The 18,510-nt window shown below is 50.1% G+C and carries 16 protein-coding genes; 12 read left to right on the top strand and 4 right to left on the bottom strand.

Translation table 11 applies throughout. The features are described from left to right. Positions 1–36 precede the first annotated feature (36 nt). The 12 genes from D0851_RS03210 to D0851_RS03155 are packed head-to-tail and all read left to right on the top strand — an operon-like array spanning position 37 to position 13,984. Entirely contained in the window at positions 37–1,449 is a 1,413-nt protein-coding gene (locus tag D0851_RS03210; protein WP_117617329.1) for a TIGR03013 family XrtA/PEP-CTERM system glycosyltransferase, read from the top strand. Between the two features lie 59 nt (positions 1,450–1,508). Continuing rightward, positions 1,509–2,153 carry an XrtA/PEP-CTERM system exopolysaccharide export protein gene (locus D0851_RS03205; RefSeq protein WP_117617328.1) on the top strand — a complete coding sequence of 215 codons (645 nt, stop codon included), beginning with the start codon at positions 1,509–1,511 and terminating at the stop codon, positions 2,151–2,153. A gap of 57 nt (positions 2,154–2,210) precedes the next feature. Next, positions 2,211–3,737 (top strand): XrtA system polysaccharide chain length determinant, encoded by a 1,527-nt coding sequence (locus D0851_RS03200; RefSeq protein WP_117617327.1) that lies wholly within the window; start codon positions 2,211–2,213, stop codon positions 3,735–3,737. A 53-nt stretch (positions 3,738–3,790) separates the two neighbouring features. Beyond that, a complete protein-coding gene (locus D0851_RS03195; RefSeq protein WP_227539429.1) occupies positions 3,791–4,669 on the top strand; it encodes a hypothetical protein in 879 nt (292 codons plus the stop codon). Further along, positions 4,662–5,948, top strand: a complete 1,287-nt coding sequence (locus D0851_RS03190) for an outer membrane beta-barrel protein (RefSeq protein ID WP_117617326.1) — start codon at positions 4,662–4,664, stop codon at positions 5,946–5,948. Before D0851_RS03195 ends, D0851_RS03190 begins: the two co-directional genes overlap by 8 nt. Positions 5,949–5,964: 16 nt before the next feature. Beyond that, positions 5,965–6,888: an XrtA system polysaccharide deacetylase gene (locus D0851_RS03185; protein ID WP_227539428.1), complete on the top strand. Its 924-nt coding sequence runs from the start codon at positions 5,965–5,967 to the stop codon at positions 6,886–6,888. Further along, positions 6,882–8,039 (top strand): glycosyltransferase family 2 protein, encoded by a 1,158-nt coding sequence (locus D0851_RS03180; RefSeq protein ID WP_117617325.1) that lies wholly within the window; start codon positions 6,882–6,884, stop codon positions 8,037–8,039. Before D0851_RS03185 ends, D0851_RS03180 begins: the two co-directional genes overlap by 7 nt. A gap of 31 nt (positions 8,040–8,070) precedes the next feature. Further along, positions 8,071–9,195, top strand: coding sequence for an acyltransferase family protein (locus D0851_RS03175; RefSeq protein WP_162893681.1), 1,125 nt, complete (start codon positions 8,071–8,073; stop codon positions 9,193–9,195). 58 nt (positions 9,196–9,253) lie between these two features. After that, on the top strand, positions 9,254–10,408 hold the full coding sequence (locus D0851_RS03170) for a glycosyltransferase (protein WP_117617323.1): 1,155 nt from the start codon (positions 9,254–9,256) through the stop codon (positions 10,406–10,408). Next, a complete protein-coding gene (locus D0851_RS03165; RefSeq protein ID WP_117617322.1) occupies positions 10,405–11,736 on the top strand; it encodes a phenylacetate--CoA ligase family protein in 1,332 nt (443 codons plus the stop codon). The genes D0851_RS03170 and D0851_RS03165 overlap by 4 nt, the downstream gene beginning before the upstream one ends. Continuing rightward, positions 11,736–12,962, top strand: coding sequence for a sugar-transfer associated ATP-grasp domain-containing protein (locus tag D0851_RS03160; RefSeq protein ID WP_117617321.1), 1,227 nt, complete (start codon positions 11,736–11,738; stop codon positions 12,960–12,962). Before D0851_RS03165 ends, D0851_RS03160 begins: the two co-directional genes overlap by 1 nt. 2 nt (positions 12,963–12,964) lie before the next feature. Continuing rightward, complete coding sequence (locus D0851_RS03155) at positions 12,965–13,984, top strand: glycosyltransferase (protein WP_162893680.1); 1,020 nt, start codon at positions 12,965–12,967, stop codon at positions 13,982–13,984. A gap of 196 nt (positions 13,985–14,180) precedes the next feature. Here D0851_RS03155 and D0851_RS03150 read toward each other — a convergent pair whose 3' ends face one another. From D0851_RS03150 to D0851_RS03135, 4 genes are all read right to left on the bottom strand, one after another. Further along, the gene (locus tag D0851_RS03150) at positions 14,181–15,551 is read right to left on the bottom strand and encodes a hypothetical protein (RefSeq protein ID WP_117617319.1); all 1,371 of its coding nucleotides are present in this window, start codon (positions 15,549–15,551) and stop codon (positions 14,181–14,183) included. Positions 15,552–15,787: 236 nt separating this feature from the next. Next, complete coding sequence (locus D0851_RS03145) at positions 15,788–16,510, bottom strand: polysaccharide deacetylase family protein (protein WP_117617318.1); 723 nt, start codon at positions 16,508–16,510, stop codon at positions 15,788–15,790. A 6-nt stretch (positions 16,511–16,516) separates the two neighbouring features. After that, positions 16,517–17,539 (bottom strand): glycosyltransferase, encoded by a 1,023-nt coding sequence (locus D0851_RS03140; protein ID WP_117617317.1) that lies wholly within the window; start codon positions 17,537–17,539, stop codon positions 16,517–16,519. Between the two features lie 73 nt (positions 17,540–17,612). Next, on the bottom strand, positions 17,613–18,479 hold the full coding sequence (locus D0851_RS03135; RefSeq protein ID WP_162893679.1) for a glycosyltransferase: 867 nt from the start codon (positions 18,477–18,479) through the stop codon (positions 17,613–17,615). Positions 18,480–18,510: the final 31 nt, after the last annotated feature.

Below are 18,510 nucleotides of genomic sequence, written 5' to 3'. Positions count from 1 at the left end.
GTTGTTTCATTGTTGTGAGCAGCAAAAGGAGTTGGCGTGGCCCACGTCAGATTGTTCAGACATTACATCCATCTTCCGTATCTCATCCTCGGCCTGATTGACTTTTTGCTGCTGGCCTTTGCCTTCGCCCTGACCGTATTTTTTCGCTACTTCGGCGATCTTTCCTTCTTCCTTGAAAACCTGCGTTTTTTGTTGCCATCCGCGGTTGTTTTTTCGGCAATGAACCTTTTGGTGATGGTGGCGCTTGGTGTTCACCAGTCCCACCTGGAGGAGGGCATGTCGGGCATGATGCTTCGCACCATCATGGCGTTGATTGTCAGCATTCCTTTAAGCGGTTTCGCCTACCTGCTGGCTGCGGATTGGCTGTGGTACCTCGGCGCAAGTGGTGTTTTGACAACAGGGTCTGTATTCGGCTTTTTCCTGATCGGCATCGCGCGCTCAATCTTTTTCGACACTGTGGGCAAGGACGCCTTCAAGCGAAAGGTGCTGGTCTTGGGCGCTGGCTTCCGCGCCAGGCAGATTCACGAAGACCTTAAAACGCCATTGAACCGCAAAGGCTTCATCCTGGTGGGCTTTATCCCTCTGCCGGACGAGCCGGTTGAGATCAGCGAAGACTACTTGCTGAACATTCCCACTACACTTCACCAGTTCATCATCAAGCATCCGGTCAGTGAAATCGTGGTGGCCGTGGACGATCGGCGCAAAGGCCTGCCCATGGAAGACCTGTTGGAATGTAAGATGGAAGGCGTAAAGATTGTCGATGGCGCCAGCTTCTATGAGCGGGAGTCCAGAAAAGTGGCGCTGGAAATGGTCACTCGCGGCTGGTTGGTGTTTTCCGATGGTTTTACCGTCTCGTCCGTCTTCGGATTTGGTAAACGGTCACTGGATATCCTGGCAGCAACAATGCTCCTGCTCGTGAGTTTGCCGTTGATGATCCTTTCCGTCATGGCCATAAAAATAGAAGATGGCTTCAGGGCGCCGGCGCTTTACAGCCAGGAACGGGTGGGGCTCAACGGCAGGGTCTTCAAAGTGTACAAATTTCGCTCCATGGTTACCGATGCGGAGAGACATGGAGCGGTCTGGGCCAGCAAAAACGACACCCGGGTAACCCGGGTGGGCGAGGTTATCCGAAAACTACGGATCGACGAACTGCCACAAATCTTCAACGTGCTGAACGGTACCATGGCCTTCGTCGGCCCACGCCCGGAACGCCCGGTGTTCGTGGAGCAGTTGTCCGAAAAGATACCGTTCTACAGAGAGCGCCTTCGTGTCAAACCGGGTTTGACTGGCTGGGCTCAGCTTTGTTTTGCCTATGCAGATAATGAAGAGGATACGCGGGAAAAACTTCGTTACGACCTCTATTACATCAAGAATCAAAGCCTGTTGCTGGATTTATTGATTATAATTCAGACAGTAGAAGTGGTATTGTTCAAGAAAGGATCAAGGTAGTTTCGGGACTTGCTCTCCCCGAGACATGGAAGCAGAAACGGAATCAGAGAGGAATGACAATGTCATCGAAGAATTCATTACAGGGATTGTTGGTGTCCCTCATGGCGGTAGCGTTTGTCACGGGTTGTGCCGGGCCTCAGCCATCGTCGCAAGAAGCCATAAACGAAGCCCTCAGTATGCAGACCTCAACGGGTGTTGACGAGTACGTGCTCGGCCCAACGGATGCAATCCAGATCTCGGTCTGGCGTAATGCGGATCTCAGTATCAACGTTGCCGTGCGGCCGGACGGCCGGGTATCCATGCCACTCATTGGTGATCTGATGGCCACCGGTAAGACCCCGGAACAGCTTGCCAGCGAAATCGAGCAGGGACTGACAAACTATATCCGCGAACCTCAGGTAACTGTTGTGGTTACGTCAATGGGCAGCTACGAGTTTAGCGACCGGGTGCGGGTAACCGGCGCGGTCAATCAGCCCATTTCCGTACCCCACAGGTCCGGAATGACGGTCCTGGACATGGTGCTGAGCGCAGGCGGTGCAAATCCCTTTGCCAAACTTAATGATTCCATGCTGTACCGCTTATCGGGCAATAGGGTGGTAGCTATCCCGGTACGGCTCGGCGACATTCTGGACAAGGGCGATATATCCACCAATTACCGTATGCGGCCCGGAGATATCCTCACCGTTCCGGAACGGAATTTTTGAGATCGGCTATAACCGTTCTGTAAAGCAGGCCGCCGAATCGGCTAAAAGGTAGGATAGATGGCACTTCCATTAAGTCAGCTCCCTTCAGAAATAATCAGAGAGGTCCGGTTACGTAAGTGGCTGGCCTTATTCTTGTTCGCTATTGTCAGTTTCGCTGTATTATTGGCGGGATTTGTCTACCCTTATCAGTATCAGTCTCAGGTTGTGATATTTGTGGATGACCAGAACATTATCCGACCGCTAATGGAAGGCAGTGCTGTCACTACCAAAATCAGCGAACGCACGTCGGTAGTCAGGGAGATGCTCTGGTCCAGGGATGTCATGTTACAGATTGCGAAGGATAAGACCATCTTCGGCAAAGATGCCGACCAGCTCACAGACGAGGAAATGGAGCGGAGGGTCGGTATACTTCGCGCCAACATGAACGTACGCCCCCGCGGAGACAGCTACTTCAGTATCGGCTACACCTCCGAGTCGCCGATGCAAGCCTTCCGCATTGCACAACGCCTGGGTCAGCTTTTTATCGCCGAGAACTCGGCAAGAAAGCGCAAAGAGAGCCGCAACGCCTACGATTTCATCGACAAACAGGTCAAAAACTACGAGTCGATCCTCGCCGAGGTTGAACAAAAACTGAAGAAGTTCCTCTCTGAGAATGTTGACGGAACGGAAAGCGAAGCGAATGCTCGCATGGCGAATCTGCGTCGGGAACTGGAACTGGCCGAACTGGAGCGCTCCGAATTGATGGCGCGGGCTGAATCACTGGAGTCACAACTGGAAAACGTGCCCTCCATGCTCAGTCAGAGCCGGACGGCGGATGCCTACACCCGCAGAATCCGCGAGAAGGAAACGCTGCTGGATGAGCTGCGGCTGCAGTACCACGACACCTACCCGGATATTATTGTACTGAAGGAACAGATTGCAGAGCTGAGAAAGCAACGGAACCGGGCAACCCAGAGCGGTGAACTGGACCAGGCCGTTAGTGAAAGCGACCAATTGGTCAATCCCCTGTACCAGGACATCAGCGCGGAAGTGGCCAAAACCCGCGCCAGCGTCCGTACCCAGGAATCACGCATCAATTCCCTGGAGAACCTGATCGCTGAGCAGGAAAAGCGTATGGCGCGCATCCAGGAAAATAAGACCCAGTATTCCGAGCTCACCCGGGATATGGAAGTCAACGAGCAGATCTACAACGACCTGCTCAGGCGTCGCGAGAGAGCCCGTGTATCGATGCACCTGGACATAGAAGGTCAGGGGCTGAATTTCCGCATCAACGAAACCGCTCAATATCCTTTGGACCCGATTGGGCCGCAGTTCCAGCTGTTTGCGGCCGCTGGCCTGATTCTCGGAGCCCTGACCCCGTTCGGCCTGGCGGCCGGCGTACTGCAGATTGACCCCCGTATACGGGCCCGAAAACAGCTTGAAGATGGCATTGGCCTGCCTGTGCTGGCAGAGATTCCCCATGTACGAACGCCCTACGAGAAACGTAGAGATCGCTTTTTAACCGTTTCGGTCGCTGTATGCGCCGTGCTGGTTGTAGCTGCCTATGGTGGTGTTGCCGGTGCTGCTCTGATGGGAGTTATTTAATGACAGAGCAAAAACGGGAAAGGGAAAGGAAAAGGGAAAGGGAAAGGGAAGATATGAAAGCCGATACCCGCGCCCGCGATAACAACAGCGATGGAGTGGATTTCAAGGCAACGGAGCGAGCGGGCGATTTGCGGAGGCAGAGCACGGCTCCCGATAACATGCACGGCAATGACTTCTCCCAGTGGGATGACTCCCGCATGCTGGTACCGAGTTCCCTGGAGCTGGGCCCCGGTGCCGTCGACAAGTACGTGATCAGCAAACAGATCGTCAAGATGCAGGAGCCTCGCCGGCTCACCCGCGACGATATGGATGAGCGGCGCATCATTTATCCGGAATCCCAAAATCGGGCGCTTGTCAACCGGTTTCGCCACCTGCGTACCAAACTGCTGGAACTGTCAGGTGGCAACAACTTCACCATGGTGGTCAGCGGGGCCTGTGAAGGTGCGGGAGCCTCTTTTATGGCCCTCAACCTGGCAGCAGCGTTTGCCTTTGACCAGTCCAAAACCGCACTGATCATCGACTGTAACCTACGCAACCCAACGCTGCACTCCCAGTTGGATCTGGCCGCCGAAACCGGGCTGACGGACTTCCTTGAAGACCCGGACTACGACATCGGTCGGATTATCTATCCCACGGGCATCCCACGCCTGCGTCTGATACCAGCAGGCAGCCAGCGTGAAACGCCAGCGGAGTTCTTCACCTCATTCCGCATGAAGCAGTTCCTGCAGGCAATCCGCCGCCGTTACCCAGACCGCTTCATTGTGCTGGACACAGCGCCCATTGGTGATTCACCGGATGCCCGTATTCTTGGCGAACTGTGTGACTACTCCATGCTAGTGGTACCGCACGGTCGGATAACCGCTACCGCCGTGGAAAATGCTGCCCGGGCGTTTGATCCCGAAAAGTTTGTAGGAGCCGTAATCAATGGATGATGTAGACGGATCAGTGAAGACCCGGTGGATTGCCTCCATCGGCGCAGGTTTGTTGCTGGCAGGAACCGGACCGGCAGTCGCTGCCACCAGCAGTCTGTCTGGTGGTATTGACAACCGCTACTCCGATAACTCGCGCCGCGTTGAAAACAACGCAGAAAGTGATCTGAAAACCCGGGTAAACCTGAATTTCCAATATCTTGGTGACCCCGGGCGATGCACATCCTCGGTAGACATGGGGCTCGGCTACGGCTACTGGTACCAGGACACCTTTGATCCGGAGGTATACACCAATGGCAGCTTGAGCGGGCAGTGCGAACTGGCCGATGGCTTGGTGTGGCAGGCTTTCGATAGAATCAGCCAGGTGACACAGGATACCCGCCTGGCTAGCACCCGGGACAACCGCACCCGCAAAAACGTGTTCCGCACCGGCCCGGTTTATACGATGCGATTAACCCAGGTCGACCAGTTGCAGTTCTCCGCCGCCTACGGAAACACTGAATTTGAAGAACCGGAGCAGCCAGACAGCGACCGCGTTACCGGAATAGTTGCCTACAACCATAGCTTCAGCGAAACACTGCAGGGTGGCCTGTCTGTCAGTGCAGAACGTACAGAGTTGGATACTGACGAAGAACTGGACCGTGAATCCGCAGTTGTCACCTTCAGTAAGGTCTGGGCAACAACCCAGATAAGCGGTTCCCTCGGCGGAAACCGCCTTGAAACCCGATTGGGTAGCCAGTCGGTCTCCAGCAGCGGTGTCACCGGCACCTTCAACCTGATACGGGCAATCAATCCCAGCAGCGAATTTACCCTGAATGCCAACCGCCGCCTAACAGACCAGACCTCTATCCTGGGCCTTCAGTTTGAGGACTTCAATTTTAACCTGACCCAATCCTCCACTGTGGAAGTCACTGCTATAAGGGCGGGCTACAGCAACCAGTTCAGCGATGGCTCGGCAATCAGGGCCGGGCTATTTATCAGTCGCAGTGATTATGTCCAGACCGGCGACCGTGAAGAGCGAAGAGGGATTGACCTGCTCTATTCACGGCCGGTTACGGAGCTGCTCTCGTGGTTTACCGACGCCAGATACGAGCGGCGGAGCTTTGAAGAGGAAGACACCGAAGATGACCTGGCCCGGTTGTCCGTCGGGCTCGATTACCAGTTGACGACCAGAATGGCTATTCGATCTGCCATCGGGCACGAGCAGAAGACCAGTGACGTTGCGTCCAGGGAATATAAGGAGAACTGGGTTGTGGTTTCCCTTAACTACCAATTTTTCTGAGTAGGGGGGTGTACCAGTGAAAAATGATATCGATACCACCCAGATAGCAAACGCCCTCACCATCGACGTGGAAGACTATTTCCAGGTTGCTGCCCTCGCCGAAGCGGTGCGGCGTGAAGACTGGGGTTCCATGGAATACCGCGTGGAGGCCAACACCCGGCGTTTGTTGGAATTGCTCGAGCGACACAACACCCGGGCAACCTTCTTTACCCTCGGCTGGGTGGCGGAAAAATCGCCCCAACTGGTTCGCGAGATCCAGAAAGCCGGGCACGAGGTTGCCAGCCACGGGTACAGCCATCAGTTGATTTATAACCAGGCGCCTGAAGTCTTCCGCGAAGAAACCCGGCGTTCAAAACAGATCCTCGAAGACATAACCGGCGAATCCGTCACTGGCTATCGCGCCGCGAGTTACTCTATTACCAGCCAGTCACGCTGGGCCCTGGATATACTCGCCGAGGAAGGATTTACCTGGGACTCCTCCATTTTCCCGGTGCACCACGACCGTTACGGCATGCCGGGTACACCACGCTGGCCCCACCGCCTGAAAACCGACAAAGGCCATGAACTGGCCGAATTCCCCCTGAGCACATTGAAGTTTCCCGGGTACACCCTGCCAATCGCCGGCGGTGGCTATTTTCGGTTGTTTCCCTACTGGTTCAGCCGCTGGGGCCTGGGCAGCATCAACCGCCAGGGCCAGCCGTTCGTGTTCTACCTCCATCCCTGGGAGGTAGACCCGGGCCAGCCACGGCTGGACGTTAAATGGTTTTCCCGGTTTCGGCACTACAACAACCTGGATGTGTGCGAACACAGGCTGGGCCAACTGCTGGGCCATTTCCGGTTTACCGCCATGGGTGACGTGCTAAGAAACCTGCAATTGCTCGAAAAGGAACCATTGGCAACCGCCGGCCAAGAGAGAATGGAATTCACATCCCCATGCTAGTCCCACTGTTCTGGCTATCCCTGTTGCTGCTTTTCTACATCTATTTCGGGTACCCGTTGATGGCAAGAGCGGTGGCTGCCCTGTGGCCCAGGCCCGTAAAAGCCAATGCCGAGTACCAGCCAAAGGTGTCTATCCTCATTGCCGCCTACAACGAGGTAAAGGACATTGAAGCCACCCTGCAGAACAAACTGGCCCTGGACTATCCGGCAGACAAACTGGAAGTTCTGGTGATCTCGGATGAATCCGACGACGGCACAGATGACATCATAGCGCGTGTGGCAAGTGAATCTCGCTTCCCGGTCCGCCTGTTCCGCCAGGTACCAAGGCGGGGAAAAACCGCCGGCCTGAACACTCTGGTACCGGAAACCACCGGCGACATCATCCTCTTCTCCGACGCCAACTCCCAGTGGGACAGCCAGGCGGTCAGACAATTGTGCAGCAACTTCGCCGATCCCGATGTGGGTTATGTAACGGGCAAGATGGTCTACGTGAACGACGACGGTTCTCTGGTGGGCGACGGCTGCAGCACCTACATGAAATACGAGAACTGGCTGCGTGAGCAGGAAACCCGGTTAGGTTCCGTTGTCGGTGTGGATGGCGGCATAGACGCCATGCGCAAGGGGCTTTACCGACCCCTCGCCCCCGACCAGTTGCCGGACTTCGTACAACCGTTGAAAGTGGTCGAGCAGGGCTATCGGGTAATCTACGACCCCCAGGCCCTGCTGAAAGAGGAAACCCTGAACGACAGCAACAGCGAATTCAGCATGCGGGTGCGTGTCAGCCTTCGTGCCTTGTGGGCATTGAAAGACATGCGGCACCTGATGAACCCTGTGCGGTATCCATTGTTTGCCTGGCAGCTCGTTTCTCACAAGCTGTTACGTTATACCGCCTTCGTACCTTTGATCACTCTGGCCATCAGCACACTGATACTCGCCCCGGCCCGTGGCGTCTACACACTGGCATTCATCGGCCTGGTCATCTTCATGGCACTCGCGTGGACCGGTCACAAGCGGGAAGGGGAAGGGCAACCGCTGTCCGTGATTTACTCGATACCCTACTACTTTATGTTGCTGAATATTGCCTCCTACAAAGCAACGGCAGCGTTTCTGAAGGGTGAGAAGAAGGTTATCTGGAATCCGAGGAAGGGATGATTACAATAACTGTTATATCTTGGACTTTATCATGACCTCAGACAGAATCTTCGGGCTCGATTTTCTTCGTTTCCTGGCGATAATGCTGGTAGTTGTAGGGCATGGCCTGACACTCATGCCTTCTTTTCCCGAGATCAAGATTTTTTTTCGAATATTCGATTTTATCGGAGTTGAATTATTTTTCGTGTTAAGTGGATTTCTGATTGGTACGATTTTTTTAAAAACATTTTCGTGTCAATCGAGCGTCAGCGATTTGGTTTATTTCTGGAAGCGGCGTTGGTGGCGCACCCTGCCAAACTACTATCTTTTCGTTCTGATCAATTTTATCGGCTTCAGCTTCCTCAAGGATGAGTTTAGTTTTGATTGGCGTTACCTGTTTTTCCTCCAGAATCTAATTGGTCCACATTCGGGATTTTTTAGCGTTTCATGGTCGCTTACAGTTGAGGAGTGGTTTTATCTTTCTGTACCCCTTGTTTTTATTGTCGGGCTAAGAGTTTTCAAAAGTAGAGCGATTGCGATCTGGTCTACGGTTGGTTTAGTTACTGTGGCATCATTAATGGCCAGATACCAATATGTCGTTGGCTTTGATGCGACGTGGAATAATGAAATACGGCAAGTCGCTGTACTGCGTCTGGATTCTCTGATCTATGGCGTGGCTGCGGCATGGCTTTGGCTCAACCATAAAGAGTTTCTAACGCGGTATAAGATGCATTTTTTTGTGTTAGGTGTGTGTTTTTTGGGCGCTGGAATTGTTATCAGGAACGATCCGGAGATAAATCAGACACATTGGATGCTGTTGCTTCTTTTTCCGATTCTCTCCGTGGGTATCAGTTGCTGGCTGCCGGTACTGGCAGCCTGGCGTTCCAGTATTGAAGGGGAGGGAGCGCTAGCAAGATCGATTAGGAATATTTCCGTTTGGTCGTATTCCTTGTATTTGGTGCATGTACCGGCAATGGAAGGCTTCTCAATTTTTGTTTTGCCAAAAATCCTGGATAATTATTTTTTGCAATTGTGCGCCTTTCTTATTTGGATATTTTTGGCAATATTTGCATCCTCTTTAATATACCGGTTTTTTGAGAAACCCATTATGGATATGCGTGATGGCGTCCCGGATGATAGCTTGATTAAGTCCGTTCTTGGTGGGCGGCGAGGATAGGCACAACTAGGTGGTAATTCCCGTCCGCCTCGACTCTTTAAAGAGTGTAAGTTTGTCAATGAAAGTGTTACACCTGATCGACAGCGGAGGCCTCTACGGCGCGGAAAAAATGGTCCTCAACCTCATGGAAGAGCAGATCAAAATGGGCGATAGCCCCATGCTCCTGAGTGCTGGTGCCCATGAAGATGGCGAAAAGGCCATCGAACTGGAGGCACGCCGCAGAAATCTGCCGGTAACCCCCTGGCTCATGAAACCGGGCCTAAACCTCTGTGAATCCGTCAGGATCGCCCGGTGGGCCAAGAGCAACGGCTACCAGATCCTCCATTCCCATGGCTACAAATTCAACATTTTGATGGGCCTGCAGAAGCTTGCTGGCTTGAAACTACCCTTGGTCACCACTCTGCATGGCTATGTCCACGCGCCAAGGTTCAGCAAGCTGTGGGTTTATGAAAAAATGGACAGAGTCTTCTTGCGACTGATGGACAGGGTTTGCTTGGTGGCCCCCCACATGCTTGATCTGCCGATAGTCCGCCGACTGCCCGAAAACAAAATCGCGGTTATCGAAAACGGCCTTCCTGAGTTGCAGCCCGAGGAACAGGAGGCGAACCTGGGGCCGGAGCTGGAACAGTTCCTGGAAAGCAATACCTTTAACCTCCTGGCAGTGGGTAGGCTCTCACCGGAAAAAAACTTCTCGGAACTCCTGCGGGCAATGGCCCGGGAACCGCTCAATAAAATGCAACTTGGGTTGTGTATTGTGGGCGAGGGTGGCAAACGCTCTGAGTTGGAGAGGTTGCGTACAGACCTTGAGCTTGAGCCAAAAGTGCGCCTGCTTGGCTACAGGAATGACGTGCCGGGACTGATGAAGCATTTTGATTTGCTGGTGATACCTTCGTTGACAGAAGGATTGCCAATTACCTTGTTGGAGGCAATGCGAGCAGGTTTAGCGGTTTTGTCCACGGCGGTGGGCGGCATACCTCAAGCATTAGACCAAGGGAGGGCCGGTATTTTGGTGGAATCCAACTCCTGTAGCCAGCTTTTTGAAGGCATCAAAAGGGCTGTCAATGATCGTCATGATCTCATTGTTCATAGCAGGGCTGGAATGCGGGCCTTTGAAGCCCGATATACAGCCATTGCTATGGCGCAAAAATATCGTAGCGTTTACTCGGTCTTGCCTGGACAAAAGAAGCCCACGAAACCAGGAGTAACTCCTTGAGTATCAGAAACTTAATTTTCAAGTATGGTGTCTACTACCCCGTGGTCCTGTTGCGTGGAGAATGGATTGGTCGACATCTGAAGGCGTTGGAGAAAACCCAGTATGCCCCGCAGAATCAGATTGAAAGGTTGCAACTGGGAAGGTTGAACCGGCTGTTACAGCATGCTAAGACAACGGTTCCTCATTACGCGGATCTTCCGGAGTTACCGCTGACCTCACTCGAACAGCTTCGCGAAATTCCTTTACTGGAGAAGGATTTCCTCCGTAACCATGCGGACCAGCTTTACTCAAGAAAAACTGGGCTTTTGACCCGCTACAAGACGACTGGTGGCTCCACTGGGGCACCGGTCACACTTCGAAAGGACAGTGCCGGCATGGCTCATGAGCTGGCGGCCACCTGGAGAGGTTACCATTGGGCGGGAATTGATGTTGGTGACAAACAGGCCCGCTTTTGGGGCATACCGGCCAGTAAGAAGGACTATTGGCGAGCAAGGCTTATCGACTTTGTTGCCCACCGCAAACGGTTGTCTGCATTCGCTTTTTCGGAGGATGACCTAGGCAAATACTTTCTGGAGCTACAGAAGTTTAAGCCAGATTATTTTTACGGTTATGTATCCATGATCCGCCAGTTCGCCGACTACATCGAGCGCGCAGGTGAATGCGGGACCCTAAAACCGAAAGCCATTGTCACTACTGCTGAAGCTCTCACCGAGCCGGATCGACAGCAGATTGAAAAGATTTTTGAGTGCAAGGTGTTCAACGAATATGGCTGTGGAGAGCTTGGAACAATTGCCCATGAATGCGAGCAGCGGAGCTTACACATCTCCGCAGAGAACATGATTGTGGAGGTCTTGGCTGATTCCGGGGGCCCCGTGAAAGTGGGTGAACTCGGTGAAATTGTTGTTACTGACCTCGTCAATTTTACAATGCCACTAATACGTTACCGGTTAAAGGACTATATCATGCTATTAGATAAAAATTGTCGCTGCGGATTATCTTTACCGGTGATGTTTGGCATCCAAGGGCGAGAGTATGACGTTTTAATAAACAGCAAAGGTCAACGGTTTCATGGTGAATTTTTCTTATACATGTTCGAAGACTTAAAAAAGGTCGGACTGCCTGTAAGAGGTTTCAAAATAACACAAAATAGCAACAACATCAGGTTGTCCATTGTGGCTACCGAAGAGACCTTCAATTCAGTAAAATCTCACCTTTTGCGTGAGCTTAAAGATCGGTTTGACGTCTCGTATGATTATACCTTTGAAAGGGTTAAGTATATTCCACGAGAGCCATCCGGAAAATTAAGGTTGGTGGAAAGGGTTGCATAATGAACCATGATAAAGAATCAGGGGCGCCACGCTTAAAAATAGTCGAACTAAATGGCAGAAACAAGATCGAGAACATTTACATATATATTATAAGGGTTTTGAGATCTTTGATTGGAGAGTTAGTCCCCTACCTTAGACAGGTAATACGTTTTTTGTTTCTGCCGTACGCTTACGCCTTTCTGATTGATTGGAAAGTTTGCAAGAAATCAAAGATTGGAGTCGTAAAAGATTTTTTGTACATATTTTTTGTTTTTAAGACGTTTCCAGATCATTATCAACAATGTCGTCTTTGGGAAAAGAAGCCTCAGGAGTGGGCTTTGTATTGGGGGTCAAACTACAACCCCTTCCAGCGAAGAAGTCTTTTTCGTGTTTTGCAGCTCCCAAAGTACAGAGTGGTTTATGAGGATAAGAGGCTATGTCATGATATTTGTGTTTTAAATGGCATTTCAACCCCCAAGGAATACATGATTGTTGCTCCAGGAGAAAACATTGAGCGTGCGGTAAGTAGGTTGGTGGAAACCAACAGAAATTTAAGCAAGCGTATTGTTGTTAAGCCAGTGAATGGAAAAGGAGGGCATGGTATTATTTTTTTTGAGATTTCAGGAAGCGAGATAAACAGTTTATTTTCATCTAGTCGAAAGTCATCGCACGCCGTAGAATCGATGATAGTTCAAGAGTGCATTGAGCAACATAAACGTCTAAATGAAGTTTCAAAGTCAATAAATACTGTTCGATTCGTGACCGCCCTTGATAAAAGAGAACAGGTTGTAGAATTAGGAGCATACATGAGATTTGGTTCCTGCTCCTCTTTAATAGACAACCTCAGTAAGGGTGGTTTGGCAGTAAAAATAGATACTAAGAAGGGTTGTTTAGTTGGTTCTGGGCAAAATATAGCTGGCAAATCATTTCCTGAACATCCAGACTCGGGCGTACTATTTAAAGACTTCGCGATACCTTGTTGGGATCAGGTTAGATCTCTTGCCTCTACTGTCCAGAAAAAAATAAACTACCATAGAATTCTTGGAATGGATATCGCTATAACGGATTCAGGGCCGGTAATAATTGAGATTAACTCGATATATGATAATGTGGGCTTAGAGGGTATTTGTGGCCCCCTTTTTTCAAGGAAAGATATTTACGACCTTTTTATGTCATATAAATTGATATCTTGCAAAAGGCAGATATTATTGATCGAAAAGTGGCACGCTTCTTTTGAGGTAAAGTAGAATTGAACGATGCAAAAAAAAACACAGAAACAGTATGGATAACTTGGGAAGATCATCGTCGCTCCCGAGTTCTAGCTAAATCTTTTTCTGCTCGGTACAAAGTGATTGGAGATAAAAAATTAAAAAAAATCAGGTATTTTGTTCTTTGTCTTGAAACACTAAAATACCTAATTTCTATTCGGCCAAAGGTGGTGGTTTGCCAAAATCCATCTATCATTCTTAATCTTTTTCTTTGTATGATGAAGAATACGTTTAGCTTCTATCTCGTAGCTGATAGACATACGAATTTCGCTTTTCGTTACTCCAAAAGTTATAAATTTAAGTGGATTTTGTATAGGATGCTTAGCAATATAACGATTAGGCATTCTGACTTAATGATTGTTACGAACCCTTTCTTAAAGGAGTTTGTGGACTGCATGGGAGGGAATGGTGTTGTTTTGCCCGATAAAATTCCAGCTTTTCAAGCCCCTCTAAAAAAGGAAAAGCTACAGGGCGAATTCAATGTGTTCTTTATCTGTACATTTAGCGATGATGAACCTTTTCAGGAAGTGCTCGAAGCCGCAAAGCTTATGCCGTCTGACTGGGTTATCTATGTTTCCGGAAACTATAAAAAGGCTAATATTCAACCTGATCGTGTTCCGCAGAACGTGGTGCTCCTTGGTTTTGTAGAAGAAGATGATTATCTGCTTTACTTGAGTTCAGTCGATGCAGTGATGGTTTTGACGACGTTGGACTACACTCTTAACTGTGGTGCATACGAAGCTGTAGCATTAAATAAGCCCATGGTATTGTCTTATAAGAAAACTATCATAAATTATTTTAACAAGGGAGCTGTGTACGTTGAGCCTGTCGCTCAATCAATAATTGAAGGTATTGGGTCACTCTTTGAAAATTTTGAAACTTTCGAAAACGAAGTTAAGGAGCTAAAATGTGAACTGGAATTAAGTTGGAATAAGCAGTTTTCTAATATCGATTCCAAAATATCGAGTTTTACTGATGATAGCGCTGGACAATTGAAATAACGAGTTCCCATCCCGAAAGGCAGGTTATACTTATAGTGTGTGCGGTGACAGGATTAATTTAACACCTGCGCCTTTCGGGGAGAAGCTTACTTTCTTATCAAAATTTATCTGTTCGGCCCATACAAAAATTTGGTATAAGACTATATTTTATCTATTATTGAGGGTCGTCTGGCGAAGAATTTAGTCTTATGTGTGGCTAGTCAACTTTCATCTCTATCCTTGCAGGTGGAGCCAGGCAATCCTGGCACAATGGATAACCTTCCGAGTTAAAATCACCATCTCTGTTTGATACGAATGCGTATATTTCCTGTGCTTTAGGTAGTGATCCTTTGTTGAGCTGGAACTTTATGGTTGTATCTGACCAAGATGTTGGATATTGCACCTCAATATAGCGTGCCTCTTGTATATTTTTCGAATCAGCAATAATAACTCTCTGAAACGAGTTGTCTATATAGATGTCATCAAAGTCGCTTTCTTGCAAATGCCCTACTTTCCCGTTGAGGCCGAGAAGTGCGACTGTAGGGCTCCATTCGCCTTCAAAGGCTAATTTTGGATCAAAGTTAAAGCTCGTCATCGGTTGAGCATCTATGTTGATTTTGAAGATCCCTTTATCGGTATCAATCATGAACTCCATGAAATGCCATCGGTCTCCTTCAAGAACTCGCTTTTTCCAGTTTACCAGCACGTCAGCTGTGTTGTAGCCACTCAAAGTCTGGTGCATTTGGGTCCAAGATAGAGCTATCCCAATCTTGCCGTCAGCATCTTCTCTTATCCTTAAATATTTCTGTGATCCAGGGCCGAGATACCCAAAGCTGCCTCCTCCTTTGAAAACCTCCGGGAATGTCGTTGTAGCGTTTGATAGCGAGCCTCTTACCAACTGGCCTTTTAGGTCGTTGCTATTGACAGGGTCATCGAAAACTAGATTAATCATTCCTTCATCATCGACACCGATAAAGGTGGCTGAGATTCCGTTCATGGCGAGCTTTTCACCGGGAACAAATATTCCGTCCTGATTCAGTGGGTCAATTCTCCAGTAAAGGCTGGGAGAGTACTTGGGTTTGTACCACCAACTAACGTAAAGTTGCGGTTCGTCGGCGGGTGTGTCGAATCCCGATTGTCCGCCATAAGCGACCGGCTTGCCCACAAAGCCGTTAAAGCCTTTGAAGTAGTAATGTTCAGAGGAATTGGCGTGGCGGGTAGGCCGATTAGAGGTGACTTGCACGCGGGAAGCGCCGAAAGCGGTACTTGATGGCCCTGCCCATATAGAATCGGGGTTTTCATTGGTATTCAGGATAAGGTCGCCATTGCTAAGCTGACTGTGCTTGCGGTTGAGGACGCCATTTTCATAGGCGGCGTCAACGGTGTCGTATAGGATAGGCTCAGCTTGGGCCTTCGATCCAAACCCTGAACCCGTGATGGTGATCGTGGAGCCGTAGGTCAGGTCAGGAGAGGGTGGGATGTCAACGCCTGTAATAGTCGGAGTGGCGGTTGCCGGAGAAGCGCCAAGGACAAAAGCCACCGCAGTGCAGAGTGTTAGCGACATGTTTTGGACGGTGCGATTCATCATCTACCTCACTTCATCAGAGATTTTCTGGCACTGTATGGTGACTCGGGGCAACGTTTTGCGACGGACCGCATGGAATTACTTTAACACCATCAAGTGTTACCGTTTTGGGATCGGATTAACACAATATTACGTGGATTGGGGGTGAATCCCTAGCCCTAGAAGATTGCAGTGTGTTAACGGGCTGACGATAGATAGGGATACTACTGAGCGCTCGCGGCTATTCACTCAGGATCTTACTAAAGCCTACTCCGGAAAACACGCAGCCAGTGACGTAAGCGCAAATAACTGCTCGCTGTGGGAGAAAAAAAGTGACGATAGTCCCGCCGGTTTTGCAGGTAGTAGCTGTCTAATCGGGGTAGCTCGGCGGCTCTGAGCTTCCGCCCTAGCGGCAATAACGCCGTCGTCACACAGGTTTGATATTTTTGACCGACAATCCCAGCAATCCGTGCATCGTAGTTTCCGTAGGGGTAAGCAAAATGCCTGGGCCGGCGCCCAAATTGCTTTTCGATACTCAGGTCGGCAGTTTCACACTCTTCTTCAATTTGCTCCTGGGTAAGCCGGCATAAGTCAGGATGCGATACGGTATGGTTTTCGATCTGCATGCCGGCCTCGACACAGGCTTCGATCTCTTGCCAGTTCATCATTTCAAAGGTTGGTGCGCCGGCGGGCTGCGTGGGCCAGTTATTCTTGCCACCCACATAGCCTGTTGTCAGGTAAAGGTGTGAGGGCACATTCGCGTCTTTTAACACCGGTAGCGCATTGTTATAGACCGAACGCATGCCATCATCAAAGGTAATTGCGAGGGCATTATCGATATTCGGGCTGAGTAATTGATCCAGAGAGCAGATGGTAACGTCACCGTCCATGATCTCTGCAATCATCCTGGCGAACGTTGCAGGCGGGAAGCTAAGTACCGAGCCCCGGTCATCAATGCTGTGAAAGGTAAGGATGGCTTTCATGCAGGTTTATTTCAGTATTCCCAGTTTGGTTTCGGTCAGTGCCCAAACAAATGCGGATGCACTATAGAGATAATAAATCTGGTGAAATAACAAACCTTTCAATGCAAACCAAAGTCCCTTGCGCTGATAAAACAATTGCAAGATATCCCAGTTGGCATACACGACAACCATCACCACCAACACAGGGTAGAGCCAGGATAGCAAGCCCCCAAGCGCAAAGAGGACAGTTAGAACGAGCAAGCCGGCCAAAACCGCTTTAATCCGCTCATTAACACCTACATTTAAATCGTTATCCAAACCTCCGCGGCTTAGCATTAATCTGGCCCATGGAATTGCCCGGCAAAACACCTCGGTATGAATAAGGTTGATGAAGTGCCATTTTTTGAGGTGTGTGCACTGAAGGTTGGTCAGTAGAGAAAGCTTTCCTCCTGCTTCGATCAGCCGGTAACCCAGCTCAATATCTTCAATCGAAGGTCGGTTGAACATTTCAACGTCAAAGCCCTCCTGTTTGAGGAAGGCCTCTTTTCGAATCGCGCCGCACCCTGACCAGAACGTAGACGCCTCTTTTCTTGCGCGCTGGTGATAGTAGTGGTGAACCAGATTCTTGTATTGAGAAAGAAAATTCTGTGCCGGCGGCTTATCGTCATATGAACCGAAAACACCTACCACACCTGCTTCGTCGAAACCCGCAAGCATCACCCTGGCGGCATCTTCATGAACAACGACATCGGCATCAATAAACCACAGGATATCGCCTTTCGCCTCTCTCGCGGCGATATTGCGGGCAGCGCCGGGTCCAAGGCGACCGCCGGAGGGCATTACCTGTGCCCCCAGGCTGCGGGCAACATGAGGTGTATCATCCGTCGACGTATCATCCACGACAATCACCTCAAGCACTTCGCCGCGCTCTTTCATGGCCACCAGTGGCGGCAAACTTTGCCGGATAAACTCGATGCCATTGTAGACCGGCATAATGACACTGATTGACAGTGGCTTTTTTCCATCCGATGATTTTCCCTGACCATCCATGCTTCAGACCCCTTAAATAAAAATTCCCATCCGCCCGCTTTTTTCTCTTTCAAAGAACCGCCACGGAGACTATTTACGATTGAGTCTCCTGTTTCTTAGCATAGCCGACGGTTTCACCAATTGACCAGGCCAATACAAACACCAGCAGCCAGAACATGTCGCGATTCAAACCCAGGTTAAACTGTTTATCACGGCGGGCGGTGGCCATTATTTTCCGGGTAAACACCACCGGGATCAAAGGAGAGAGGGCAATCATCATCAACCGCTTGGGAGCGTTCATGACTTTCGCCCTCGCCATGCCAAATTCAATGCCGTGGCTAAAACGCTGGTGTATAAATTGCCTTGTGCTGTAGCAATTCCTATGGACAACAACCAGGTCGTTATCAAATGTCATGTGCTTGCCCTCGGCCAAAAAGCGCTCATGAAATGATGGCTCCCAAAAACCGATTTCCAACAAGTCTTCATGGGCCAGTATATCGGCTTTGCGGTAAAGTGCATTGTCGGCTGCCAGATCGTCTGCGCGACCGCCTGGTCTTGATCTCGTGTAGCGTACATACCGCAACAGGTAAATCACCCGTCCGATCGTGGTATCGTTTTCGACATTCTCAATTGCGCCACCAACGGCGACCTGATCCCCTTCCAATGGGTAAGCAAGCAACTGTTTGATCCAGGTTTGCGAAGGAACACAATGTGCGGTGGTCAGTGCGACTTTGTCTGCCTGGGCCGCACGAATGCCGTCGCGCCATAACATTGGGATCCTGCTATCGGATTGGGCGCGAATGATACGGACATTTTGACTGTCCGGCATGTCGTTAAGCAAAGTGTCGTCATTTCCACTACAGATCAGAAATTCAACGCAGGGGTATTTCTCTGGTTGTAAGTGGATAATAATATCCGGAAGGTTGGCCGAGGCCATTTCTTCGGCGACGATGACTGTCAAATCATACCTTTTTTCCGATAGCTTATGGTCC

The organism is Marinobacter sp. Arc7-DN-1 (assembly GCF_003441595.1).
Taxonomy (GTDB): Bacteria; Pseudomonadota; Gammaproteobacteria; order Pseudomonadales; family Oleiphilaceae; genus Marinobacter; species Marinobacter metalliresistant.
This window is presented reverse-complemented; position numbering and strand designations above follow the sequence as displayed.

Coding starts and splice junctions, on each gene's coding strand:
- D0851_RS03205 (WP_117617328.1), top strand. CDS start 1,509: ATGTCATCGAAGAATTCATTACAGGGATTGTTGGTGTCCCTCATGGCG.
- D0851_RS03200 (WP_117617327.1), top strand. CDS start 2,211: ATGGCACTTCCATTAAGTCAGCTCCCTTCAGAAATAATCAGAGAGGTC.
- D0851_RS03195 (WP_227539429.1), top strand. CDS start 3,791: ATGAAAGCCGATACCCGCGCCCGCGATAACAACAGCGATGGAGTGGAT.
- D0851_RS03190 (WP_117617326.1), top strand. CDS start 4,662: ATGGATGATGTAGACGGATCAGTGAAGACCCGGTGGATTGCCTCCATC.
- D0851_RS03180 (WP_117617325.1), top strand. CDS start 6,882: ATGCTAGTCCCACTGTTCTGGCTATCCCTGTTGCTGCTTTTCTACATC.
- D0851_RS03175 (WP_162893681.1), top strand. CDS start 8,071: ATGACCTCAGACAGAATCTTCGGGCTCGATTTTCTTCGTTTCCTGGCG.
- D0851_RS03170 (WP_117617323.1), top strand. CDS start 9,254: ATGAAAGTGTTACACCTGATCGACAGCGGAGGCCTCTACGGCGCGGAA.
- D0851_RS03160 (WP_117617321.1), top strand. CDS start 11,736: ATGAACCATGATAAAGAATCAGGGGCGCCACGCTTAAAAATAGTCGAA.
- D0851_RS03150 (WP_117617319.1), bottom strand. CDS start 15,551: ATGATGAATCGCACCGTCCAAAACATGTCGCTAACACTCTGCACTGCG.
- D0851_RS03145 (WP_117617318.1), bottom strand. CDS start 16,510: ATGAAAGCCATCCTTACCTTTCACAGCATTGATGACCGGGGCTCGGTA.
- D0851_RS03140 (WP_117617317.1), bottom strand. CDS start 17,539: ATGGATGGTCAGGGAAAATCATCGGATGGAAAAAAGCCACTGTCAATC.